The sequence below is a fragment of the Burkholderia sp. AU45251 genome (assembly GCF_030482905.1).
Classification (GTDB): Bacteria; Pseudomonadota; Gammaproteobacteria; order Burkholderiales; family Burkholderiaceae; genus Burkholderia; species Burkholderia aenigmatica.
The window spans coordinates 58,677-81,816 of sequence record NZ_JAUJQH010000016.1 but is presented as its reverse complement, the minus strand read 5'-3'; the positions used below and the strand labels follow the sequence as shown (position 1 = coordinate 81,816).

The window sequence follows — 23,140 nt, the reverse complement described above, 5'->3', positions numbered from 1 at the left end:
TGGCCGTGCGTTCCGATGGGTCCCATTGTCGCGAGCGGGTGCTGCGCGGACGATGACGCGTTCCGGGCAAAGCTGTCAGTTGCCGGCGCGGGCACCGGGCGCGATCGCCTCTGCGTGGGTCGGGCCCGGTGCGGTTACAACTCCGACGCCGCCGCGATCAGTGTGGCTTCGAGTGCGAGCGTCGAACGCGACGCGGCCGCCGGCCGGTCGATCACGTATTCGAGTTCGCCGAGTTCGGGCAGCCCCGCGTCGAGCCGCGCGAGCCCGGCCGGAATCACATAGCCGGCGAACGCGCTGACGCCGAGCCCCGCACTCGCCGCGGCACGCAGCACCGCGACGCTGCTGCTCACGACCGCGATCCGGTACGGCCGTCCGACGGCCTCGAGCGATTCGAGCACGCGGCGGCGCGATACGCTCGGCTCCGGATGCATCGCGAGCGGCAGGACGGTCTCGTGGCCGGTGATCCGCGAATCGGGGCCCGTGCACCAGTACAGCGGCTCGCTGCGGATCACGCGGCCGCGCCGGCTGCCCGCGATGCGCTTCGCGAACACGAGATCGTGCCGCCCTTCGTCGAGCGCGTCGAACAGGTCGCCCGACAGCCCGGTCGAGATCGCGAGCTCGACGTCCGGATTGCGCTGCACGAAGCTTGCGAGCGCGGCCGTCAGGTGCGCCGACGCGAAATCCTCCGACATCGCGAGCCGCACCTTGCCCGACAGCGGTGGCCCGCACACCGACGTGACGGCCTCGTCCATCAGTTCGAGGATGCGCACCGCGTAGCGGAACAACGCGTCGCCGTGCTGCGACAGGTGCACGTTGCGCGTGTCGCGTTCGAACAGCGGCCGATCGAGCAGCTCCTCGAGGCGGCGGATGTGCTGGCTGACGGTCGACTGCGACAGGTTCACGCGCTCGGACGCGGCGGTGAAGCTGCCGGACTGGGCGACGGCGACGAAGCTGCGCAGCAGCTCGGGCGGTAACGGACGCATTGCTAAATCCACTGAATCGGTTTCGACAACTTCATAAATGGCCGGATTGTGCGGCGCTAGTATCGGATCACGCGCCGGTGCGGCCCCCAACGGGGCACACCAGGCGCGTAGCCCGCGTCGTGCCGGCGGCTGCCTCATTCAGTCTACGGCATCCGGCGTCCGGCCCGAAACCGCATCATCCCATCGACCGCCCGAGAACGCGCCCGCAAGACGGGCCGCCGGGCCGCGGCGCACCGCCGCAGGAGACGAGTCCGCGCACGGGATCGGCGTGCGGGGCCGGTTCCTGCATGCGTCCGGCGCCCGTCACGAAGAGACTGGAGACGACTCATGATCATCTACGGAACCGCGCTGCTGGCGTTCTGCCACCTGGCCGGACTGTTCCTCGGCGACCTGCTCGGCAGCGCGATCGGCGTGAAGACCAACGTCGGCGGCGTCGGCATCGCGATGCTGCTGCTGATCTGCCTGCGCCTGTGGCTGCACCGCCGCGGCTGGCTGCCGAAGGAGACCGAAGCCGGCGTCGGTTTCTGGGGGGCGATGTACATCCCCGTGGTCGTCGCGATGGCCGCGAACCAGAACGTCGTCGCCGCGCTGAAGGGCGGCCCGGTCGCGTTGCTGGCCGCCGTCGGCGCGGTCGCGATCTGCGCATGCTGCATCGCGGTACTCGTGCGCACCGGGCGCGACGACACAGCCTTCGCGGGCGTGCCGCAATTCGAAGAACAGTGACGGAGGCCGCCATGCTGCAGATGCTCGAAAAAACCGTCGCCCACAACGGGCTCGTCGCGTCGTTCGCGCTGGTCGGCCTGATCATGTGGCTGTCGTCGATCGCGTCGCGCAAGCTCACGTTCGGCCGCGTGCACGGCTCCGCGATCGCGATCGTGATCGGTCTTGCGCTGGCTTACGTCGGCGGCGCCTTCACCGGCGGCGAGAAGGGGCTCGCCGACGTGCGGCTGTTCGCGGGCGTCGGCCTGATGGGCGGCGCGATGCTGCGCGATTTCGCGATCGTCGCGACCGCGTTCGAAGTGCAGCCGACCGAGGCGCGCAAGGCCGGGCTCGTCGGCGTCGTGTCGTTGCTGCTCGGCACCGTGCTGCCGTTCATCGTCGGCGCGTGCATCGCGCGCGCGTTCGGCTACACCGACGCGGTCAGCATGACGACCATCGGCGCGGGCGCCGTCACCTACATCGTCGGGCCCGTGACGGGCGCGGCGATCGGCGCAAGCTCCGACGTGATCGCGCTCAGCATCGCGACGGGGCTCGTGAAGGCGATCATCGTGATGGTCGGCACGCCGGTCGCGGCCAACTTCATGGGCCTGAAGACGCCGCGTTCCGCGATGATCTTCGGCGGCCTGGCCGGCACCGTCAGCGGCGTGAGCGCGGGGCTCGCGGCGACCGACCGCCGGCTCGTCCCGTACGGCGCGCTGGTGGCGACGTTCCATACGGGCGTCGGCTGCCTGCTCGGGCCGTCGCTGCTGTTCTTCACGACGCGCGCGCTGGTCGGCGGGTAGGCCCGGACGATGGGCGGCCCGTGCGCGGGTCGCATCCATCGCGGCGTCCTCTGAGTCGCATTCGTCAACATCATCAATCGGCGGCGGCGCCAGGCTTAGAATGCCGCTGAACCATCGAAGCGGGAGAACTGTTCATGACGGGATGGAATCACGCGCGGCAGGCGCGCGATGCACGCCTCGCGGCCGGTGCGCGTTTCGCGCAGGGCAAGCGGGTCGATGCGCGCGACACCGTGGCGTTGCTCGAAGCGGTGCTGCGGCCAGGCGACCGCGTCTGCCTCGAAGGCGACAACCAGAAGCAGGCCGACCTGCTCGCGACGGCGCTTGCCGACGTCGACAGTGCAAAGGTGCACGACCTGCACATGGTGCAGTCGGGCGTCGTGTTGCCCGAGCACCTCGACGTGTTCGAGCGCGGCATCGCGAAGCGCCTCGACTTCGCGTATTCGGGCCCGCAGTCGCAGCGCATCGCGAAGCTGCTGTTCGGCGGCAAGATCGCGCTCGGTGCGGTACACACCTATCTCGAGCTGTTTGCACGCTACTTCATCGACCTCACGCCGCACGTCGCGCTGATTGCCGCGGTCAGCGCCGATCGCGACGGCAACCTGTACACCGGCCCGAACACCGAAGATACGCCGACCGTCGTCGAGGCCACCGCCTTCAAGGACGGCATCGTGATCGCGCAGGTCGACCGCATCGTCGACAAGGTGCCGCGCGTCGACATTCCGGGCGACCGCGTGCATTTCGTCGTCGAGGCCGGCCGGCCGTTCTACGTCGAGCCGCTGTTCACGCGCGATCCGGCCGCGATCACCGAAACGCAGATCCTCACCGCGATGCTTGCGATCAAGGGCATCTACGAGCCGTACGGCATCAAGCGCCTGAACCACGGGATCGGCTTCAACACGGCCGCGATCGAGCTGCTGCTGCCGACCTACGGCGAGAAGCTCGGGCTGAAGGGCAAGATCTGCTCGCACTGGGCGCTCAATCCGCATCCGACGCTGATTCCCGCAATCGAGTCGGGCTGGGTCGAGCAGATCCACTGCTTCGGCTCGGAAGTCGGGATGGACGACTACATCCGCGCGCGCTCCGACATCTGGTTCACGGGCCCCGACGGGTCGCTGCGCTCGAACCGCGCGTTCTGCCAGACGGCCGGGCTCTATGCGTGCGACATGTTCATCGGCTCGACGCTGCAGATCGATCTGTCCGGCCATTCGTCGACGGTCACGGCTGAGCGCATTGCCGGTTTCGGCGGCGCACCGAACATGGGCAGCGACGCGCGCGGCCGGCGTCATCCGAGCGAGCCGTGGCTGAAGGCCGGCGCGGAAGCCGACCCCGACACGCCAGCGGCGCTCAGGCGCGGCCGCAAGCTCGTCGTGCAGATCGGCGAGACTTTCGGCGACAAGAACGTGCCGATGTTCGTCGAGAAGCTCGACGCGCTGAAGCTCGCCGACAAGCTGCAGCTCGACCTCGCGCCGATCATGGTTTATGGCGACGACGTCACGCACATCGTCACCGAGGAAGGGATCGCGAACCTGCTGATGTGCCGCGACAAGGACGAACGCGAGCATGCGATCCGCGGCGTCGCCGGCTATACGGAGATCGGCCGCGGCCGCGACCGGAAGATGGTCGAGCGGCTGCGCGAACGCGGCGTGATCCGTCGTCCGGAGGATCTCGGCATCGATCCGCTCGACGCCGATCGCCGCTGGCTCGCCGCGCGTTCGATCAAGGATCTCGTGCACTGGTCGGGCGGCCTCTATGCGCCGCCGGCCCGGTTCCGCAACTGGTGAGGAAGAGGGCATGGAACAGTTGAACTACCGCTTCACCGCGCGCGAGCGCGCGAATGGCGAGCAGGCCGCGGCGCTCGTCGGCGTGGTGGCATCCGGGAATCTCGAAGTGCTCGTCGAGCGCGTGCTGCCGGGCAACGAATGCGAGATCGACATCCGCACCGCGGCGGTCGGTTTCGGCGCGGTGTGGCAGGCCGTCGTCACGGATTTCGTCGAGCGGCGCACGCCGGGCGGCCTGAAGCTGTCGATCAACGACGGCGGCGCGCGGCCCGACATGGTGTCGCTGCGGCTCGCGCAGGCGGTGCGGGCAATCGAGGGGGACGCATGATGAACGACGCGATCCACGATACGCGCGATACGCCCGCGTTCGTCGCGAATGGCGCGAGCTGGTACGAAGCATCGGCGCGGCAGCGCATCGACGGGCTGCTCGACGCGGGCAGCTTCAGCGAATTCCTCGGCCCGGCCGAGCGCGTGACGAGCCCGCACTTGCCGCTGTTCGACCTGCCGCAGCAGTTCGACGACGGGATGGTGGTCGGCCACGGCCGGCTCGACGGCCAGCCGGTGTTCGTCGCCGCGCAGGAAGGCCGCTTCATGGGCGGCGCATTCGGCGAAGTGCACGGCGCGAAGCTCACGGGGCTGCTGCGTGCGGCGCGCGAAACCGGCAAGCCGGTGCTGATCCTGTTCGATACGGGCGGCGTGCGGCTGCAGGAGGCGAATGCCGGCGAACTCGCGATCGCGGAGATCATGCGCGCGCTCGTCGAAGCGCGTGCGGCCGGCGTACCGGTGATCGGGCTGATCGGCGGGCGCGCGGGCTGCTATGGCGGCGGCGGGTTGCTCGCCGCGTGCTGCTCGGCGCTCGCGGTGTCGGAGCAGGGCCGCATCAGCGTGTCGGGCCCCGAAGTGATCGAGACCAATCGTGGCGTCGAGGAATTCGATGCGAAGGACCGCGCGCTGATCTGGCGCACGATGGGCGGCAAGCACCGGCGGCTGATCGGCGGCGCGGATCGCTACGTGGCCGACACACCCGATGCATTCCGTGCGGCGGCGCTGGCGCTGATCGGCCGCGCGCCGACGTTCGATGCGGCGATGCTGCGCGCGGAACAGGCGCGCCTCGAAGCGCGCGTCGAGCGGTTCGGTGCGTGCAAGGATGCGCTCGACGTGTGGCGTGCGCTGGGCGCATCGGCGCCCGAAGCGATTCCGGGATTGCCGGACGATGCCTTCGCCGCGCTCGCGGACCAACTGCAGGAGAGCCCGCATGACGCTCGATGAGGTACTGAATTCACTGTTCCCGCAAGGGCATTCGATCGTCCGTCACGGTGGCCTGCTGACCGGCCACGCGGAACTGGCCGGCACACGCGTCGACGTGATCGGCGTCGCCGAGCGTTTGCCGTTCGGCATCGACGAGGCGCTGACGCTCGCGGCGCGGGTGCTCGATACGATCGCGCGCGGCGGCGACACGCCGATCGTCGTGCTGGTCGACAGCGACAGCCAGCGGATGAGCAAGCGCGACGAACTGCTCGGCCTGAACGAAGGACTGTCGCATCTTGCGAAGTGCCTGATGCATGCGGATCTCGCCGGGCACCGGACCATCGGCGTGCTGTACGGCCACACGGCCGCTGGCGCGTTCATCGCAACCGCGCTCGCCACGCGCACGCTGCTTGCGGTGCCGGGCGCCGAGCCGGAGGTGATGGACCTGCCGTCGATGTCGCGCGTGACCAAGCTGCCGATCGACGTGCTGAAGGAGATGTCGCGTTCGACGCCGGTGTTCGCGCCGGGGCTCGACAACCTCGTGAAGATGGGCGCCGTCGACGCCGTGCTCGATCCGGCCCGCGCACTCGATGCGCAGGTCGGTGAATGGCTCGGCAAACCGGCCGACCGCGTCGACCGGCGCGCCACGCGCGGCCGGCCGGTTGCCGCCGATGTCGCCCAGCGCGTCGAGGCACTCGCGCGTGCCGCACGCTGAGCTGCCGCTGCGCCGCCACACGCTCGTCACGCTGACGGCGGCGGGGTGGGGCGCGGCATTCGCGCGCGATCCGGCGCTCGCGGCCGATCCGCTCGTGCAGGCATGGGCCGCGCGCGGCTGGCCGCTGATCGTGCGCCGCGCGTCGCCCGACGAGGCCGATGCCGGCCGCGTGCCGCTCGGCCTGCCGCTGCCGCCTTCCGCGGGCAAGCGGCGCATCGCGCTGAACGCGGCCGCTGACGCGCTCGCAACGGTCGGCCCGCTCCCCGCGTTGTCCGACGTGCTCGCTGCCGCGCCCGACGCATGGCGCACGGCGTTGCGCGAGCTCGATGCGCTCGGCGCGCGTTGCGGCGTGCAGGGCCGCGTGTTCGGCAGCCTCGCATGGCAGGCGCTGACGGGCGAGCCTTACCTGGGCGCGTCGTCCGATCTCGATATCGTGTTCCCGCTGCCGGAGGCCGCATCGATCGCGCCGCTGCTCGACGGCCTGGCGGCGATCGACGCGCGCGCGCCGATGCGCATCGACGGCGAACTGCTGCGCGACGACGGCGCGGGCGTCAACTGGCGCGAACTGCACGCGCGGCAGCCTGAAGTCGCCGTCAAGACGGCGATCGCCGTCGAATTGATGCCGGCCGACGGATTCACCGGAGGCGCACGATGAGCGCATGGGCTGCCTGCTGCGTAGCGGCGCCATCCGAAGCCGAGCGCATCGCCGAACTGGCCGAGCGCAGCCTCGTGCTCGAGATCGAGACCTATCCGAAGCCGGGGCTCGTCAGTCATGTCGACACCGGCAGTCATTCGGACATGGATGCCGCGACGTTTGCCCGCAGCGCCGCGGTGCTGCGGCCGTACTTCGCCGAATTGGCCGACGCGGGCGCGCGCGATGCGGACATGGCCGTGCTGCGCAAGATCGGCCTGCGTGCCGAGCACGCGATGCTCGCGGCGACCGGCGGTGTCAATACGCATCGCGGCGCGATCTTCGGGCTTGGGCTGCTGTGTGCGGCCGCGGGCCGGCGTGCGATGCCGGGGGCCGTGCGGGATGGAATGACGCTCGGCGCGTTCGTCTCCCGTCGCTGGGGCGCCGATATCCTTGGCGGCCCGCGTTTGCCCGACAGCCACGGCGAACGCGCGAGCCGCCGCTACGGCGTCGGCGGCGCGCGCCGCGAGGCGGCCGACGGGTTCACGACCGTCTATGCGGTCGGGCTGCCCGCGCTGCGTCGCGCGCAGCGCGACCTGCCTGACGACCTGGAAGCCGCGCGCGTCGATGCGTGCTTCGCGCTGATCGCCGCGCTCGACGATACGAACCTGCTGCACCGGGGCGGGCAGGCCGGCCTCGAGTTCGCGCGGGCGACCGCACGCGCGTTCGTGGCGCGCGGCGGCGTGCGCGCGCGCGACTGGCGGCTGCGCGCGGCCGCCGCGCATCGTGCATTCGTCGCGCGGCGGCTGAGCCCGGGCGGCGCGGCCGACCTGCTCGCAATGAGCGTTTTCGTCGATGCGCTCGAAGCCGACGGGGAGGCGCGATGACGCTGGCCATCCTCTGTTCGGGGCAGGGCGCGCAGCGCGCGGACATGTTCGATCTCACCGGCACCGCGCCGCAGGCCGACGCGCTGTTCGCGCACGCCGGCCGGCTCCTCGGCGACGATCCGCGAACGTGGGTCCGCCAGGCCGGGCCGGACGCACTGCGCGAAAACCGTGCCGCGCAGATCCTCTGCACCGTCCAGGCGCTCGCGGCCGCCGCGCTGCTCGATGCGGTGTGGCCGCGCCGGCGCTGCGTCGCCGGCTACAGCGTCGGCGAAGTTGCGTCGTGGAGCGTGGCGGGGATGATCGAACCGGAAGCCGCGCTCGACCTGGCCGATGCGCGTGCGCGTGCGATGGATGACGCGAGCGGCGGCGACGAGCGAATGGTGTTCGTGCGCGGCCTGACGCGCGCGCAGCTCGCGCGGTTGTGCGACGGCCGCGACGCGGCGATCGCGATCGCGAACCCCGGCGACGCGTTCGTGGTCGCGGGGCGGCAGGCCGATGTCGATGCGCTGGCCGATGACGCGTCGCGCGCCGGCGCGCTGCGCGTCGCACCCGTCTGCGTGCGGATCGCGTCGCACACGCGCCGGCTCGCCGCGGCCGTGCCGGTGTTTCGCGCGTCGCTCGCCGCGACGCAGGTACGGCGGCCGCTGCCGGGCACGCGGCTGTTTTCGGGGATCGACGGTGCATCGGTGCTCGACGTCGACGCGGGCCTCGACAAGCTTGCGCGGCAGATCGCGGAGCCGGTCGAGTGGGCAGCCTGTCTTGCCGCCTGCGTGGAGGCCGGTGCGACCGCGTTCCTCGAGCTCGGCCCCGGCCGCGCGCTGGCCGAGATGGCCGGTGGCGCGTATCCGGCGCTGCCGGCGCGCAGCCTCGCGGATTTCCGTTCCGTCGACGGCGTGGCGAGCTGGCTCGCACGCGTCGCGGCGGGCTGATCGGCGGCGTGAAAAAGGGCCTGTAACCCGTTCGCCGGGCACCGGTTTTGCGCTGTGTGTTGCGCCGGCGCAGCAGCATCGCAACCGGCGCTTGCCACCCGAATTGGCGTCGCTACAATGGCGCCCGCCATGAGACCCGCCGCCTTCCTTCTCGCCGCGCTTTGCTGCGCGCCGAGCGCCCACGCCGCCCAGATTCCGTCCGATGCCGCAGCGGTCGGCACATACTTTTCGTATGACAATGCCGCGGCCGACGCGACCGTCGACCTGATCGGGCAGGCGCAGCGCCGCGTGCTGCTGGCCGGCTATACGCACGTGCCGCCGGCGGTCGCGAGCGCGCTGCGCGCGGCCCGCTCGCGCGGGATCGAGGTGCGCGTCGTGCTCGTGCGCTCGCCGCGCGCGGGCAGGTACAGCGGCGCGGGCTATCTGAAATCGTCGGGTATCGACGTGGCGATCGATTCGCGGCACGGCGACCCTGCGCCGCGCTTCGTGATCGTCGACGACAGCGTCGCGCTGACGACGCTGTCCGAAGGCGCAACCGCGCATGCGGAAACGGTGAACGTGTTCCAGCGTGCGCCCGAGCTTGCGCAATCCTATGCACAGTCGTTCTGGCGGCTGTACCGGCAGGCCGGCGGCCTCTGACCCTTTCCTTCGGCGCCGCGCGCGCCGGTGTGACCCTGCTTGCATCGGCGCGGCCGATGAACCATGCTCGTTGACAGGCGCCGACGCGGGTTTCGCGCATCCGGCGCAACGGCAGGGAGCCGATCGTGTTCGAGTGTTTTGCCGATCGCGCCGACGCGGGCTGCCAGCTGGCCGGCGCATTGCGCGATTACGCGGGGCATGGCGATGTCGTCGTGCTTGCATTGCCGCGCGGCGGCGTGCCCGTCGCGTATCCGGTTGCGTGCGCGCTGCATGCGCCGCTCGACGTGCTGGTCGTGCGCAAGCTCGGCGTGCCGTACGATCCCGAGCTCGCGATGGGCGCGATCGCGACGGGTGGCGCGATTCATCTGCAGCGTTCGGTGCTCCGCTCGATGAACGTGTCCAGCGAGCAGCTCGCCGATGTGATCGCGCGCGAGACGGCCGAACTGCATCGCCGCGAAGCGCTGTATCGCGGTGCCGCGGCGCCGCTGCCGGTCGAAGGGCGCATCGCGATCGTCATCGACGATGGTGTCGCGACCGGCGCGTCGATGCGTGTCGCGCTGCAGGCGTTGCGCGAGCGTCATCCGGCGCGGATCGTCGCGGCTGCCCCGGTCGCGCCGGCGGGCACACGGCATGCGTTCGACGATCTGGCCGACGCGTTCGTCACGGTGACGCTGCCGCTGTCGTTCTTCGGGATCAGCCAGTTCTACGCGCGCTTCGAGCAGACGAGCGACGACGAGGTGCGCGCATTACTCGACGCCGCCCGGCTCTGACGCGGTATCACGTCCGCCTGAGGCGGCGTGGGCGAGGGCGGCGGGTTTCGGCCCACGCGAACACGCGCTGCAGCATCGGATGGACGTCCCCGTGCCAGCGCGCTCCCGTAAACAGCCCGTAGTGATCGCAGTCGTCGATGTCGATGCGGTAGCGCTCGTCGGCGGCGAGGCCGCTGCACAGGTCGAGCGCCGCATGCGTCTGGCCGGCGCCCGTGACCTTGTCGCATGCGCCTTCGACGGTCAGCAGCGCGATGCCGCGCAGCGCGGCCGGCTCGACGCGCTGGCCGCCCACGTCCCACGTGCCGTGCGCGAGGCTCATGCGCTGGAACACGATGTCGACCGTATCGAGGAAATACTCGGCCGGCATGTCGAGCAGCGCCGTGTATTCGAGCAGCGCCCGCCGCGCACCGGCGAGCCCGGCCATGTCGAAGCGCGACGCGGCCAGCGCGTAGGCCTCGATCAGCGTCAGGAAGCGCTGCGGGTACACGAGCGCGATCTCACCCTGCTGCAGATAGGTCGGAAATACGCGGCGGCCGTGCCCTGCGAAGCCAGGCGGCACGATGTCGATCAGGTGGCGGTGGCACCAGTCGAGCGAGTGGGCGGCGGCGGCGCTGCCGAGCGCACTCGGATTCCGGCGCGCGTCGAGCGGGCCGCCGATCAGCGTGACGCTCGCGGGCGGTGCGAGGCCGCGAGCGGCGCGCAGGGCGAGCGCGCCGAGCACCGGCACGGTCGCCTGGCACACGGCGACGACGTGCAGCGGCCGGTCGTCGTGCGCGAGCCCTTCGACGAAGCCGTCGAGCATCGCGACGTACTCGTCGAGCCCGAAGCGGCCCGATGCGAGCGGCACGTCGCGTGCATTGCGCCAGTCGGTCACGCAGACGTCGCCGTCCGCGAGCAGCGTCTCGACGGTTTCCCGCATCATCACGGCCGCGTGCCCGGCGAGCGGCGCGCACAGCAGCACCGTGCGTCGCGGATCGGCGCGCGTGAAGCGCCGCAGGTCGCAGAACGGCGTGCGCGCGACGACGTGCTCGCCGACGGACGGCCAGTCGATGTCGAAGCGCGGGGGGCCGTCCGGCGGCCCGAGCAGCGGCTCGAACAGGTCGTCGTAGCATGACGACGCGGCATGCGGCAGCGTGGCCGCGGGCCACGCGTCGAACGCGTGCCGCGTCGCCGCGCGCCAGGCGCGCATCCATTCCCGCTGCTGCTCGACGAGGGCATACCACATGGCGAACCTTGGGGCGGAAGGGGCGTGAACTTGCATTATGGTCACTGTGGCCGGACAACGTGAGCCCCGCGCGCGGTCGGCCGATGCGTATCAAGCGCACGGGCGCGCTAGGCGAAGCCACACGACGCTGCTACAGTCGTCGATCCCATTCCCCTCAAGCGGAGCGTTTGCGATGAAGCTGATCGGCATGCTGGATTCCCCGTTCGTGCGTCGTGTCGCCATTTCGGCGAAGCTGCTCGACCTCCCGTTCGAACACGAGTCGCTCTCGGTGTTCCGTCATTTCGAGCAGTTCCGGGCGATCAACCCGGTCGTCAAGGCGCCGACGCTCGTGACCGGCGACGGTGCGACGCTGATCGACTCGTCGCTGATCGTCGACTATCTCGATCACCTGGTCGCGCCCGAGCGGCGCCTGCTGCCCGATGCCGCCGATGCGCGGCTGCGCGCGCTCGTGCCGGCCGGCTTTGCGCTGGCGGCCGCCGAGAAGACCGTGCAGGTGGTCTACGAGCAGGCGTTGCGTCCGGCCGACAAGCAGCACGCGCCGTGGCTCGAGCGCGTGCTGAGCCAGATCGAGGGCGCATACGGCGCACTGGAACCGCTCGTCGCGGCCGCGAACGGCTGGTTCGGCGGTGCGCGCCTGCTGCAGTCCGACGTGACGGTCGCGGTGGCATGGCGCTTCACGCAGTTCATGGCGGCCGACTACCCGGTGCTCGCGCGGATCGATCCGGCCCGTTATCCGGCACTGGCCGCGCATTCGGCGCGGGCGGAAGCGCTGCCGGCGTTCGTCGAAACGCCGCTCGTCTAGGCGTCACGGCGGCGCGCGACGCGGCCCCGTGCCGTTGCCCGCCGCCTGCTCAGCCTTGCCAGGCAAGCCTTTGCCGATTGTTCGCAGCGGCCGACAAGTGACTTCGCATTCGTGCTGTTTATCCGGAAGCGGCCGGTCCCTAGAATCCACTCCATCGAATCACGCATTGCCTGATGGAGCCGATGATGAAAGCCCTGATCGAATCGAGCCTGTACCACCCGTCCGTCGTGTTGCCGCTTGCCGCGCTGACGCAGTTGATGGTCGAGCGCGATTTCAATCTCAGTCAGGTCGGGCTGATCGTCGCGGCGCGTGGCGCGCAGGCAGCCGTGTCGCGCTCGCGCGCACTGATTTTCTGCCGCCACTGCGAAGCGCAGGCATGATGGCGCGCGCAGCGCACAGATGAAAAAAAGCCCGGCCGGCGCAAGCCGGTCGGGCGGATCGGGTTCGATCGGGCCCCGGCTTCGGCCGGGGCTTTTTCATGGGCGACGCTCAGGCGCGTGCCGGCGACACGACACCGTACATGTCCGATTCGTCGTCCTCGCGCATCTGGCGCACGAGCTGGTGGGCTTCGCGGCGCGTCGCGACGGCCGGCGGCGAGCCCTTCAGCGGCTGGCGTGCGGTTTCGGCGAGCGCGACGACCGACACGATACCGATCACGGCGGCGCCCATCATGTAGTACGCGGGCATCATCAGGTTGTGCGTGACCTCGACGAGCCACGCGGTGACGAGCGGCGTCGTGCCGCCGAACAGCGACACCGACACGTTGAAGCCGATCGCGAGCGCGCCGTAGCGGATCTCGGTCGGAAACAGCGCCGGCAGCGCCGACGGCATCACGCCGGTAAAGCACGACAGCAGCACGCCGAGGATCAGCAGGCCGCCGAACACCGACGCGGTGGTGCCCGCATGGATCAGCATCATCGACGGGATCGACAGCGCGAGCAGCCCGACACAGCCGGCGAGCATCACCGGCTTGCGGCCGATCCGGTCGGACAGGCGGCCGGCGGCGAGCGTCAGCGGCATCATCAGCACCATCACGATCAGCACGAGCACGAGGCTGTGCGATTCGTCGAAGTGCAGCGTCGACGACATGAAACTCGGCAGGTACGACAGCACCATGTAGTCGGTCACATTGAAGATCAGCACGAGGCCGACGCACAGCAGCAGGGCACGCCAGTTGCGCATCAGCGTTTCGCGGAAGCGCGCCTTCGGCACGGCCTTGTCCTGCGCTTCGCGCTCTTCGGCCTGGCGCTTGAACGCGGGCGTTTCCTCGAGCTTCATCCGGATGTAGAGACCGATCAGGCCGAGCGGGCCGGCGATCAGGAACGGCACGCGCCAGCCCCACGACAGCAGCGCTTCCTGCGACAGCGACGCGGTGAGCAGCGCGACGACGCCGGCCCCCATCACGTAACCGATCAGCGTACCGAACTCGAGGAAGCTGCCCATGAAGCCGCGGCGCTTGTCGGTCGAGAATTCGGCGATGAAGGTGGCCGCGCCGCCGTATTCGCCGCCGGTCGAGAAGCCCTGCACGAGCCGCGCGACGAGCAGCAGCACGGGGGCCATGATGCCGATCGACGCGTAGCTGGGGATCAGGCCGATCGCAAAGGTGCCGACGGCCATCATGATCATCGTGGCGGCGAGCACGCGCTGGCGGCCGATGCGGTCGCCGAGCGGGCCGAACACCATGCCGCCGAGCGGGCGCACGAGGAACGCGGCCGCGAACGTGCCGAAGGTCGCGAGCAGCTGCGCGGACGGGCTGCTGGACGGGAAGAACACCTTGCCGAGCGTGACGGCGATGTAGCTGTAGACGCCGAAGTCGAACCATTCCATCGCGTTGCCGATGGCCATCGCGCTGACGGCGCGCTTGAGGAGGCTCTGGTCGACGACGGTTATGTCGTCCGCGACGAGCGGAGCTTCGCCGGACGACGAAGCGGAGGAGGAAGCAGCGGTCGGGCTGACGTGTGTTGCGGTCAAGGTCATGCACTCCTTTGACTGCGCCGAACGGGCGGGCCGTCCGACACGGTTTGCCGGCGAGCGCGGTGTCGTGTGCTGCGCGTCGGGGCAAACCTTTAAGCACTTACTGCACAACAGGCGGTAAAGGGCCGAAAGGGGCTGCTTCGACGCGGGCCCGATGGGCCGTCGCGACAGTGCGCTCATGAAGAATGGGCCGCGTGATGCTGGCGGCAGATGCCGGTGCGGACGATGTCCGGCGTTCCGGCAAGCGCCCCGAAGGGGCAACGAAACGAGAAAAGCGGGCCTGTCGGGCGGGCTTTCCTGTGGATGCAATTTCGGTCGAAGGGCCGGCCCGCAACGCGCGGACGGACTTCTCTCGAAATCGAATAGACAGAGATTGAATGTTGAAACAGGCGACATGATAGCACGATGACGGATGATCGTGCAAATTGCCGGGAAACGCCCGTCTGGCGGGGGATCCGGCTAGGGCGGCTCGGGTATGATCGGCGGCGCGCGGCGGGGCCGTGCAGCCCCCGGTGACGGGGGCCGAATTCACGAGGAACCGGATGACCGAACTGATGAGGATCGCGGCGCTGTTCGCCGCCACCGCGCTGGCCGAAATCGTCGGCTGTTACCTGCCGTGGCTCGTGCTGAAGGTGGGCCGGCCGGTGTGGCTGCTGGTGCCGGCCGCGCTGTCGCTCGCGCTGTTCGCGTGGCTGCTGACGCTGCACCCGAGTGCGGCGGGGCGCACCTATGCCGCGTACGGCGGCGTGTATATCGCGGTGGCGCTGGTCTGGCTGCGGGTGGTCGACGGCGTCGCGCTGACCCGCTGGGACGTGGCCGGCGCGGCGCTCGCGCTTGGCGGCATGGCGGTCATCGCGCTGCAGCCGCGCGCGTGAGCGCGGCCGCGGCGCGTGCCGCGTGCCGTGTGGGTCAAGTCGTTTCGGCGGCGCCCGCGTCGGCGGACTTGCGCCATATGCAGGTACCCTTGACCGACTTGTCGAGTTCGTCGAGTTGTGTCTGGTGCGCGGCGAGCTCGTCGTCGCTGGCCGCCACCACCGGCAGGTCGAGCGACGCCAGCGCGACACGCTGACCGTTGCCGGCGCCGCCGTGGGCCGCTTCGTCGTCGAGCATGTCGATCACGAGGCTGTCCTGGCCGCGCGTCATCGCGAGGTACACCTCGGCGAGCAGCTCCGAGTCGAGCAGTGCGCCGTGGAGCGTACGGTGCGCATTGCTGATGCCGAAGCGGTCGCACAGCGCGTCGAGCGAGTTGCGCTTGCCGGGGAACATCTGCTTGGCCTGCACCAGCGTGTCGATCACGCCGCCGCACTGCTCGGTGAACGGCGGCAGGTCGAGCCGCGCGAATTCGGCGTCGAGGAAGCCAAGGTCGAACGGCGCGTTGTGGATGATCAGCTCGGCATCCTTCACGAAGTCGCGGATCTGGTCGGCGACTTCCGCGAATTTCGGCTTGTCGCTGAGGAATTCGGTCGTGAGCCCGTGCACCGCCAGCGCGCCCGGATCGCTGTCGCGCTCGGGGTTCACGTAGAAGTGCAGGTTGTTGCCGGTGAGCCGCCGGTTCAGCAGCTCGACGCAGCCGATTTCGATGAGGCGGTCGCCCGTGCGGGCGTTCAGGCCGGTGGTTTCGGTATCGAGAATGATCTGGCGCATGTCGGGAAAAACGTAAAAAACAGGGGGCGGCCCGCGTTCAGGCCGTGAGCGATTCGACGCCGCGATTCGCGAGCGCATCCGCGCGCTCGTTTTCGGGATGGCCCGCGTGGCCCTTGACCCAGCGCCACTCGACCTCGTGCTGCGCGACAAGCGCGTCGAGCCGCTTCCACAGGTCGGCGTTCTTCACGGGCGTCTTCGCCGCGGTGACCCAGCCTTTCTTCTTCCAGCCGTGGATCCACTCGCTGATGCCTTTCTGCACATATTGCGAGTCGGTATGCACGATTACCTGGCACGGCCGCTTCAGCGCTTCGAGCGCGGCGATCACGCCCATCAGCTCCATGCGGTTGTTGGTCGTGTTCGGCTCGCCGCCGAACAGCTCCTTCTCCTTGTCGCCGTAGCGCATCAGTGCGCCCCAGCCGCCGGGGCCGGGGTTGCCCTTGCAGGCGCCGTCGGTATAGATGTCGATGGTATCGGTAGTCATGAATGTTCTTGATGAGTGGTCGGGGAGGCCGCCGGCGTCAGGCCCGGTGCGAGCACGGGCTTCTTCATCCGGATCTGGCCGACGAGGCGCATGCCGCGCACGCGCTTGACGGCCGTCACCATGTAGACGGCGCCGAAGATCGGCCACCAGCGGTCGCCGGCGGCCTCCATGAAGCCGTAGCGGGCCAGCCACTTGTCGGTGACGAGCGGCGGCCGGTAGCAGCCGAAGCGGCCGCGTTCGAGGTCGAAGCCGAGCAGCTTGATCCAGTCCTTGAGCCGGATGAACGCGATCTGGTCGCGCGTGGCCGGCACGAACGGACGGTTCGCCATGCGCCCGAACGATTGCCGCATGCCCCACAGGCTGAGCGAATTGAAGCCGGTGATCACGAGCTGGCCTTCCGGCATCAGCACGCGCTCGGCCTCGCGCAGCAGGCGGTGCGGGTCGGACGTGAATTCTAGCGTGTGCGGCATCACGATCAGGTCGACGCTCTGCGACTCGAACGGCAGGTCGAGCAGGTCGCACCAGGTCGTGCTGCGGTCGGCGGGCGCGTGCTCGGGCGCATGCGCTTCGCGCGCCCACGGATACTGGTACGGCGCGCTCGCGCCGCTCGCCGGATCGAGCACGAGGCCGCGATACGGCATGCGGTTCTCGCGCAGCGCGTCGAGCTGCGGCAGGCCGAGCTGCAGCGCGTGGAACCCGAAGACGTCGGACACGATCCGGTCGAGCTGCGCCTGTTCCCAGCCCAGCACGTAGCGGCCGGGCGGTGAGTCGGTCCAGGCGGGCCAGTCTATAATTTGACGGTCAGACATAACGATGATTGCGCGCCCATGAACGAGCTGGAATACGTGCCGGTTCCGGCATTCGATGACAACTATATCTGGCTCGTCTCGGACGGCCGCGATGCGATCGCCGTCGATCCGGGTGAAGCCGCGCCGGTGCGCCGGGTTCTTGCCGAACGAGGCTGGCGGTTGACCGCTATTTTACTCACGCACCATCACGCCGACCACGTCGGCGGTGTCGCGGCGCTGCGCGATAGCCAACCGGACGATGTGCCGCTGCCCGTTTACGGCCCGGCCGCCGAGGCGATCGGCGTGGTCACGCAGCCGCTCGAAGGCGGCGCGCGCGTAACGCTCGACGCGCCCGCCGCGACGTTCGACGTGCTCGACGTGCCGGGCCATACGCGCGGCCACATCGCGTATTTCCAGGCGGCCGGGCAGGGCAACGCGGCGCCGCACGTGTTCTGCGGCGACACGCTGTTTTCCTGCGGCTGCGGCCGTCTGTTCGAAGGCACGCCCGCGCAGATGCTCGCGTCGCTCGACGCGCTCGCGGCACTGCCGGGCGACACGCACGTGCATTGCGCACACGAATACACGCTGTCGAACATCCGCTTCGCGCTCGCATGCGAGCCCGGCAATGCGGCGCTCGCCGCGTGGCGCGACGACGCGCAGGCGCGGCGTGCGCGCGGCGTGCCGACCCTGCCCACTACGATCGCGCATGAGCGTGCCGTTAACCCGTTCATGCGTGCGGACAGCGATGCGATCCGCGCGACGCTCGAGGCCGAACTGCACGAAACGGTGCCGGATCGTCTGACGGCGTTCACGCTGATGCGCGAGTGGAAAAACCGGTTCCGATGACGATTTTCGGAGGACTCCAAAGCTCAAGCGGTATCTGTAAAAATTGCTCCAAATGTAGGATTTCGCTGAGTTTTCGGTGTTTTTATTGACGTGAAGCACGCACTTCCGTAGTATCGCCTGCAATTTCCAGCCGTCGGAAGCAGAGATTTTCATGCGACTTATATTGAGTGCGATGGTGGTTCTGCTGCTCGCCGCTTGTGCGAGCCAGGCCCCTGTCGCCAACAACGCCGCCGATTCGCAGGCGACGTCCAACTACCTCCGTAAATCAGCCACCGCCAAAGAAACTGTCGACGTCGACAAGCAATCCGTCGGCGACCTGACCAGTGCAGACTCCGATCTCTGGGGTCGCATCCGCCGCGGTTTCCAGATGCCCGACCTGCAGACCGACCTCGTCGACATGCAGACCACGTGGTACACGCAGCGCCCGGATTACGTGCAGCGCATGACCGAGCGCTCGCAGAAGTACCTGTACCACATCGTCGAGGAGCTCGAAGCGCGTCACATGCCGACCGAGCTCGCGCTGCTGCCGTTCATCGAGTCCGCGTACAACCCGCAGGCGCTGTCGGTCGCGAAGGCGGCCGGCATGTGGCAGTTCATGCCCGGCACGGGCCGCACGTACAACCTGAAACGCAACATGTGGCAGGACGAGCGCCGCGACGTGCTCGCGTCGACGAGCGCCGCGCTCGACTACCTGTCGCGCCTGCATGACATGTTCGGCGACTGGTATCTCGCGCTGGCCGCGTACAACTGGGGCGAGGGCAACGTGCAGCGCGCGATCGCGCGCAACCAGGCGGCCGGCCTGCCGACCGACTACCTGAGCCTGCGGATGCCGAACGAGACGCGCAACTACGTGCCGAAGCTGCAGGCGGTGAAGAACATCATCGCGAATCCGCAGCAGTATGGCCTGACGCTGCCGGACATCCCGAACCACCCGTATTTCGTGACGGTCACGACGTCGCGCGACATCGACGTGGCGGTGGCCGCGAAGCTCGCGAACCTGTCGCTCGACGAATTCCGCTCGCTGAACCCGTCGTTCTCGAAGCCGGTGATCCTTGGCGCGACCGAGCCGCAGATCCTGCTGCCGTTCGACAACGCGTCTGCGTTCGAGAAGAACCTGAAGGCCTACAACGGTCAGCTTTCGTCGTGGACCACCTATACGGTCAGCGAGCGTGCGCGTCCGGCCGCGATCGCCGAGAAGATCGGTGTGGACGCCGATACGCTGATGTCGATCAACAAGATCCCGGCCGGCATGCGCCTGAAGCCGGGCTCGACGATCGTCGTGCCGCGCGGCGATGACGACGACGAAGACATCAGCGCGGACGTCGCCGAAAACGGCGCGCTCGCGATGGAACCCGACGTACCCGATACGCGCAAGATGCTGATCCGCGTGCGCCGCAAGCAGTCGATGGCGGCGATCGCCGGCCGCTACGGCGTGTCGGTCGGCCAGCTCAAGGCGTGGAACCGCACGCACCGCGATCTCGTGATGCCGGGCCAGGCGCTTGTGCTGCACGTGCCGGTCGGCCGTTCGGTGCCGGCGGAACCCGGCCCGGAGCGGATCGCGACGTCGGCCGCCGGTGCGCACATTGAGCGCGCGAGCCTGGCGGTAGGCGGCAAGTCGCACGGCGCGAAGCGCGGCGCGGCGAAGCCGACGGCCAAATCGGCGAAGGCGGCCCCGGCCAAGGCCGCTGCGCACAAGGGCAAGAAGAAGTAACGCAGCCGCGAACGCATCGTGCGGCCGGCCTGGTTCGCACGATTGCGCTATCATCCGACGAAATGCGACGAAACGCCGTCACCGAGGTGACGGCGTTTTTGTTTGTGCGCGGCGCGGGGGGGTGCTGCTTCGAATGTCTTCATATAACGAGGGGAAGCGATGTCGTCGGTGCAGGTGAGGGTGCTCGCGCTGTTTTCGGTCGGGTATTTCGTGTCGTATGTGTTTCGCGGCGTCAATCTGGGTTTCGCGCCGTTCGTCACGCACGAGCTCGGGTTGTCGGCCGCCGATCTCGGGTTGCTCACCAGTCTCTATTTCCTCGGCTTCGCGGGCGCGCAGATCCCGGCCGGCGTGATGCTCGACCACTTCGGCTCGCGCCGCGTGACGGCCGGCATGCTGCTGTTCGCGGCCGCTGGCGCGGCCGTGTTCGGCGCCGCGCACAACCTCGGCACGATGATGGTCGGCCGGCTGCTGATCGGCGTCGGCGTATCGGTGTGCCTCGGCGCGGCGTTCAAGGCGCTCGCGCAGCATTTCCCGGTCGGCCGGCTGCCGCTCGTCAACGGCCTCGTGATGGCCGTTGGCGGCCTCGGCGGCGTGATGGTCGGCTCGCCGCTGACCTGGCTGCTCGGCTGGACGAGCTGGCGCGCGATCTGTTTCGGTCTCGCGGTGCTGACGGTGATCGTCGCGGCATCGATCGGCCTGGGCGCGCCGGAAGCGAAGCAGGTGCGCCATCAGGGCGGGCTCGTGAGCCAGTTCAAGGGCACGTGGCATATTCTGAGCAGCCGCGCGTTCTGGAAGATCTCGTCGTTCTCCGTCGTCACGCAGGGCGTGTTCTACGCGATGCAGTCGCTGTGGGTCGGGCCGTACCTGCGCGATGTCGCGGGGTTCGATGCGCCGCATGCCGCGCGCCTCGTGTCGGTGCTCGGCTTCGCGATGATGGCCGGCTGCGTCGGCTTCGGCGCCGCGGCGCGGGTGCTCGAGCGGCGCGGCGTGTCCGTGTACGCATTCTGCGGCGTCGGCATGGCGCTGTTCGTCGCGACGCAGGCCGCGATCGTCGCCGGCGTGCCGTTGCCGCCGGCCGTGCTGTGGGCGGCATACGGAATGTTCGGCGGTGTCGGCATCCTGACCTACGCGGTGATGGCCGGGCATTTCCCCGCTCATCTGATCGGCCGCGCGAACACGACGCTCACGCTCGTGATCTTCCTGCTGATCTTTGCGTTCCAGATCGGCGTCGGCGCGGTGCTGTCGCACTGGCCCGCGGTCGACGGCCGCTATCCGGCCGCCGCGCACTTCACCGCGTGGGGCGTGCTGCTCGCGCTGCAGCTCGCGAGCGCGGTCTGGTACGTCTGGCCCGCGCGCGGCGCTGGTCAAGCACACTGATCCGGCGGTACGCTGGCGGGTAGGGCGGCCGCGGAAACGGGGCCGCAGCGCGTTGCGTCGTGCCGCCGGGCATGGCGAGCGCACGATCGGACGGCCAAATCGATTGAAGATAGGGCCATTTTCAGGCTATAATTTGAAAGTTTGTGCTGATCAACCTCGCACCCTAGCGCCTACCTCATTCATCCCGTTCATCCGCCGCACGCCGCCAGCCGGGCGATGCCGCGAAGCCTCGTGCGCCATGCGCCGGGTTCGCGTCTCGACAAAGCAGGCCGCGTCCAGCAAGCGACCGCGCGCGCCCACGCAGCGCGGCGCTCGCGCGGCAGGGTAAACAGGTCGGCAGCAGGGTGTTCCCCAAGGAGCCTCCCGTGTTGCCGTCTTTTACTCCCGCCTTGCTTGCACTCGCCGACGGCACGGTCTTTCGTGGTTATTCGATCGGGGCCGAAGGCCACACGATCGGCGAAGTCGTGTTCAATACCGCGATCACCGGCTATCAGGAAATCCTGACTGATCCGAGCTACTCGCGCCAGATCGTCACGCTCACCTACCCGCATATCGGCAACGTCGGCGTCAACGCCGAAGACGTCGAAGCCACGAAAGTCCATGCCGCCGGCCTGATCATCCGCGATCTGCCCGCGCTCGCCTCGAACTTCCGCATGGATCGCACGCTCGGCGACTACCTGCGCGACGAAGGCGTCGTCGCGATCGCCGGCATCGATACCCGCAAGCTGACCCGCATCCTGCGCGACAAGGGCGCGCAGAACGGCTGCATCCTGACGGGCTCGGACGACGAAGCGAAGGCGATCGAGCTCGCGCGTTCGTTCCCGGGTCTCGCAGGCATGGATCTCGCGAAGGTCGTGTCGACCACCAAGCCGTTCGAGTGGAAGCAGACCGAGTGGAAGCTCGGCAGCGGCTACGGGATGCAGGAAGCGCCGAAGTACCGCGTCGTCGCGTACGATTTCGGCGTCAAATACAACATCCTGCGCATGCTCGCGGAACGCGGCTGCCACGTGACGGTGCTGCCGGCGCAGGCGAGCGCGGAAGATGCGCTCGCGCTGAATCCGGACGGCATCTTCCTGTCGAACGGCCCTGGCGATCCGGAGCCGTGCGACTACGCGATCGCGGCCACGAAGCAGTTCATCGAGCGCGGCGTGCCGACCTTCGGCATCTGCCTCGGCCACCAGATCATGGGCCTCGCGGTCGGCGCGAAGACGCTGAAGATGAAGACGGGCCACCACGGCGCGAACCACCCGGTGAAGGATCTCGGCGACGGTCGCGTGGTGATCACGTCGCAGAACCACGGCTTCGCGGTCGATGCGGATTCGCTGCCGGCCAACGCGCGCGTCACGCACGTGTCGCTGTTCGACGGCACGCTGCAGGGCTTCGAGCTAACCGACAAGCCGGCATTCTGCTTCCAGGGCCACCCGGAAGCGTCGCCCGGCCCGCACGACATCGGCTATCTGTTCGACCGTTTCACCGCGCTGATGGACGCGGCGAAGCAGCGCAACGCTTAACGTCACCGACGCAACTGAAGGACGGGAGATTCACATCATGTTCGGCCACGCACTCGGCATCACGGATATCTGGACCTACGTGTTCGGCGTGATCTTCATCATCCTGCTGCCGGGGCCGAACTCGATGTACGTGCTGTCGCTCGCGGCGCAGCGCGGCGTGAAGGCCGGCTATCGCGCGGCCTGCGGCGTGTTCGTCGGCGACACGGTGCTGATGGTGCTGTCCGCCGCCGGCGTCGCGTCGCTGCTGAAGGCGAACCCGCTGCTGTTCTCCGTCGTCAAGTACGGTGGCGCCGCGTATCTGCTCTACATCGGCACCGGCATGCTGCGCAGCGCGTGGCGGAAGCTGCGCGCGCCGGCGAATGCGCCGGCCGATGCGCCGCCCGCGGTGGACGGCGAGCGGCCGTTCCGCAAGGCGCTGATCGTGAGCCTGCTGAATCCGAAGGCGATCCTGTTCTTCATCTCGTTCTTCATCCAGTTCGTCGACCCGGCATTCCCGCATCCTGCGCTGTCGTTCGTCGTGCTCGGGGCGATCGCGCAATGCGCGAGCTTCCTGTACCTGAGCACGCTGATCTTCGCGGGTGCGCGGCTTGCCGAGCACTTCCGCCGCCGCCGCAAGCTTGCAGCAGGCGCGGCGAGCAGCGTGGGCGGCCTGTTCATCGGTTTCTCGGTGAAGCTTGCGCTCGCCACGATGAGCTGAGC

Annotated in this window: 25 protein-coding genes; 19 read left to right on the top strand and 6 right to left on the bottom strand. The window is 69.1% G+C overall.

Features of this window, described 5'->3' with window-relative positions:
* Nucleotides 1–134: 134 nt before the first annotated feature.
* On the bottom strand, nt 135–983 hold the full coding sequence (locus QZM67_RS26540; protein ID WP_043182232.1) for a LysR substrate-binding domain-containing protein: 849 nt from the start codon (nt 981–983) through the stop codon (nt 135–137).
* Nucleotides 984–1,310: 327 nt separating this feature from the next.
* Between QZM67_RS26540 and madL the strand changes: the two genes are divergently transcribed.
* From madL to QZM67_RS26485, 11 genes are all read left to right on the top strand, one after another.
* Nucleotides 1,311–1,706: a malonate transporter subunit MadL gene (gene madL / locus QZM67_RS26535; protein WP_034186756.1), complete on the top strand. Its 396-nt coding sequence runs from the start codon at nt 1,311–1,313 to the stop codon at nt 1,704–1,706.
* 11 nt (nt 1,707–1,717) lie between these two features.
* Nucleotides 1,718–2,485 (top strand): malonate transporter subunit MadM, encoded by a 768-nt coding sequence (gene madM / locus QZM67_RS26530; RefSeq protein ID WP_175024344.1) that lies wholly within the window; start codon nt 1,718–1,720, stop codon nt 2,483–2,485.
* 134 nt (nt 2,486–2,619) lie between these two features.
* Nucleotides 2,620–4,266 carry a malonate decarboxylase subunit alpha gene (gene mdcA, locus QZM67_RS26525; protein WP_043182239.1) on the top strand — a complete coding sequence of 549 codons (1,647 nt, stop codon included), beginning with the start codon at nt 2,620–2,622 and terminating at the stop codon, nt 4,264–4,266.
* A 10-nt stretch (nt 4,267–4,276) separates the two neighbouring features.
* Nucleotides 4,277–4,591: a malonate decarboxylase acyl carrier protein gene (mdcC, locus tag QZM67_RS26520; protein WP_301807899.1), complete on the top strand. Its 315-nt coding sequence runs from the start codon at nt 4,277–4,279 to the stop codon at nt 4,589–4,591.
* Nucleotides 4,588–5,532: a biotin-independent malonate decarboxylase subunit beta gene (locus QZM67_RS26515; RefSeq protein WP_301807897.1), complete on the top strand. Its 945-nt coding sequence runs from the start codon at nt 4,588–4,590 to the stop codon at nt 5,530–5,532. The genes mdcC and QZM67_RS26515 overlap by 4 nt, the downstream gene beginning before the upstream one ends.
* Nucleotides 5,519–6,226, top strand: coding sequence for a biotin-independent malonate decarboxylase subunit gamma (mdcE, locus tag QZM67_RS26510; RefSeq protein WP_301807893.1), 708 nt, complete (start codon nt 5,519–5,521; stop codon nt 6,224–6,226). Before QZM67_RS26515 ends, mdcE begins: the two co-directional genes overlap by 14 nt.
* A complete protein-coding gene (mdcG, locus tag QZM67_RS26505) occupies nt 6,213–6,881 on the top strand; it encodes a malonate decarboxylase holo-[acyl-carrier-protein] synthase (protein WP_301807891.1) in 669 nt (222 codons plus the stop codon). The genes mdcE and mdcG overlap by 14 nt, the downstream gene beginning before the upstream one ends.
* Entirely contained in the window at nt 6,878–7,744 is an 867-nt protein-coding gene (gene mdcB / locus QZM67_RS26500; protein WP_301807888.1) for a triphosphoribosyl-dephospho-CoA synthase MdcB, read from the top strand. The genes mdcG and mdcB overlap by 4 nt, the downstream gene beginning before the upstream one ends.
* Nucleotides 7,741–8,673, top strand: coding sequence for a malonate decarboxylase subunit epsilon (gene mdcH, locus QZM67_RS26495; RefSeq protein ID WP_301807885.1), 933 nt, complete (start codon nt 7,741–7,743; stop codon nt 8,671–8,673). The genes mdcB and mdcH overlap by 4 nt, the downstream gene beginning before the upstream one ends.
* Nucleotides 8,674–8,790: 117 nt before the next feature.
* A complete protein-coding gene (locus QZM67_RS26490) occupies nt 8,791–9,312 on the top strand; it encodes a phospholipase D-like domain-containing protein (protein WP_043182250.1) in 522 nt (173 codons plus the stop codon).
* 125 nt (nt 9,313–9,437) lie between these two features.
* Nucleotides 9,438–10,082 carry a phosphoribosyltransferase gene (locus QZM67_RS26485; RefSeq protein WP_301807882.1) on the top strand — a complete coding sequence of 215 codons (645 nt, stop codon included), beginning with the start codon at nt 9,438–9,440 and terminating at the stop codon, nt 10,080–10,082.
* Between the two features lie 7 nt (nt 10,083–10,089).
* On the opposite strand, the gene QZM67_RS26480 is transcribed toward QZM67_RS26485, so the two are convergent.
* On the bottom strand, nt 10,090–11,307 hold the full coding sequence (locus QZM67_RS26480) for a polyhydroxyalkanoate depolymerase (RefSeq protein ID WP_301807879.1): 1,218 nt from the start codon (nt 11,305–11,307) through the stop codon (nt 10,090–10,092).
* Between the two features lie 172 nt (nt 11,308–11,479).
* Here QZM67_RS26480 and QZM67_RS26475 point away from each other — a divergent pair, with 172 nt between their 5' ends.
* Nucleotides 11,480–12,109, top strand: a complete 630-nt coding sequence (locus QZM67_RS26475; protein WP_301807874.1) for a glutathione S-transferase family protein — start codon at nt 11,480–11,482, stop codon at nt 12,107–12,109.
* 173 nt (nt 12,110–12,282) lie between these two features.
* Nucleotides 12,283–12,489, top strand: coding sequence for a hypothetical protein (locus QZM67_RS26470; RefSeq protein WP_174957200.1), 207 nt, complete (start codon nt 12,283–12,285; stop codon nt 12,487–12,489).
* A 109-nt stretch (nt 12,490–12,598) separates the two neighbouring features.
* Here the strand turns inward: QZM67_RS26470 and proP are convergent, their stop codons facing one another.
* Nucleotides 12,599–14,086: a glycine betaine/L-proline transporter ProP gene (gene proP / locus QZM67_RS26465; protein WP_301807868.1), complete on the bottom strand. Its 1,488-nt coding sequence runs from the start codon at nt 14,084–14,086 to the stop codon at nt 12,599–12,601.
* Nucleotides 14,087–14,625: 539 nt separating this feature from the next.
* Between proP and QZM67_RS26460 the strand changes: the two genes are divergently transcribed.
* Complete coding sequence (locus QZM67_RS26460; RefSeq protein WP_301807865.1) at nt 14,626–14,958, top strand: YnfA family protein; 333 nt, start codon at nt 14,626–14,628, stop codon at nt 14,956–14,958.
* A gap of 34 nt (nt 14,959–14,992) precedes the next feature.
* Here the strand turns inward: QZM67_RS26460 and dnaQ are convergent, their stop codons facing one another.
* Genes dnaQ through QZM67_RS26445 form a run of 3 tightly spaced genes read right to left on the bottom strand, consistent with a single transcriptional unit; the run spans nt 14,993 to nt 17,017 of the window.
* Nucleotides 14,993–15,727 carry a DNA polymerase III subunit epsilon gene (gene dnaQ, locus QZM67_RS26455; protein ID WP_301807862.1) on the bottom strand — a complete coding sequence of 245 codons (735 nt, stop codon included), beginning with the start codon at nt 15,725–15,727 and terminating at the stop codon, nt 14,993–14,995.
* A gap of 37 nt (nt 15,728–15,764) precedes the next feature.
* Nucleotides 15,765–16,208: a ribonuclease HI gene (gene rnhA, locus QZM67_RS26450; RefSeq protein WP_039347704.1), complete on the bottom strand. Its 444-nt coding sequence runs from the start codon at nt 16,206–16,208 to the stop codon at nt 15,765–15,767.
* The gene (locus QZM67_RS26445; RefSeq protein ID WP_186248481.1) at nt 16,205–17,017 is read right to left on the bottom strand and encodes a class I SAM-dependent methyltransferase; all 813 of its coding nucleotides are present in this window, start codon (nt 17,015–17,017) and stop codon (nt 16,205–16,207) included. The genes rnhA and QZM67_RS26445 overlap by 4 nt, the downstream gene beginning before the upstream one ends.
* An 18-nt stretch (nt 17,018–17,035) precedes the next feature.
* Here QZM67_RS26445 and gloB point away from each other — a divergent pair, with 18 nt between their 5' ends.
* The 5 genes from gloB (at nt 17,036) to leuE (ending at nt 23,138) form a co-directional block, all read left to right on the top strand.
* On the top strand, nt 17,036–17,842 hold the full coding sequence (gene gloB / locus QZM67_RS26440; RefSeq protein ID WP_089450242.1) for a hydroxyacylglutathione hydrolase: 807 nt from the start codon (nt 17,036–17,038) through the stop codon (nt 17,840–17,842).
* A gap of 151 nt (nt 17,843–17,993) precedes the next feature.
* Entirely contained in the window at nt 17,994–19,553 is a 1,560-nt protein-coding gene (locus QZM67_RS26435; RefSeq protein ID WP_301807856.1) for a transglycosylase SLT domain-containing protein, read from the top strand.
* 159 nt (nt 19,554–19,712) lie between these two features.
* Nucleotides 19,713–20,930, top strand: a complete 1,218-nt coding sequence (locus QZM67_RS26430) for a nitrate/nitrite transporter (RefSeq protein ID WP_301807854.1) — start codon at nt 19,713–19,715, stop codon at nt 20,928–20,930.
* Between the two features lie 365 nt (nt 20,931–21,295).
* Nucleotides 21,296–22,441, top strand: a complete 1,146-nt coding sequence (gene carA / locus QZM67_RS26425; RefSeq protein WP_043182271.1) for a glutamine-hydrolyzing carbamoyl-phosphate synthase small subunit — start codon at nt 21,296–21,298, stop codon at nt 22,439–22,441.
* Nucleotides 22,442–22,478: 37 nt separating this feature from the next.
* Nucleotides 22,479–23,138, top strand: a complete 660-nt coding sequence (gene leuE / locus QZM67_RS26420; RefSeq protein ID WP_089450244.1) for a leucine efflux protein LeuE — start codon at nt 22,479–22,481, stop codon at nt 23,136–23,138.
* The last annotated feature ends 2 nt before the right edge of the window (nt 23,139–23,140 follow it).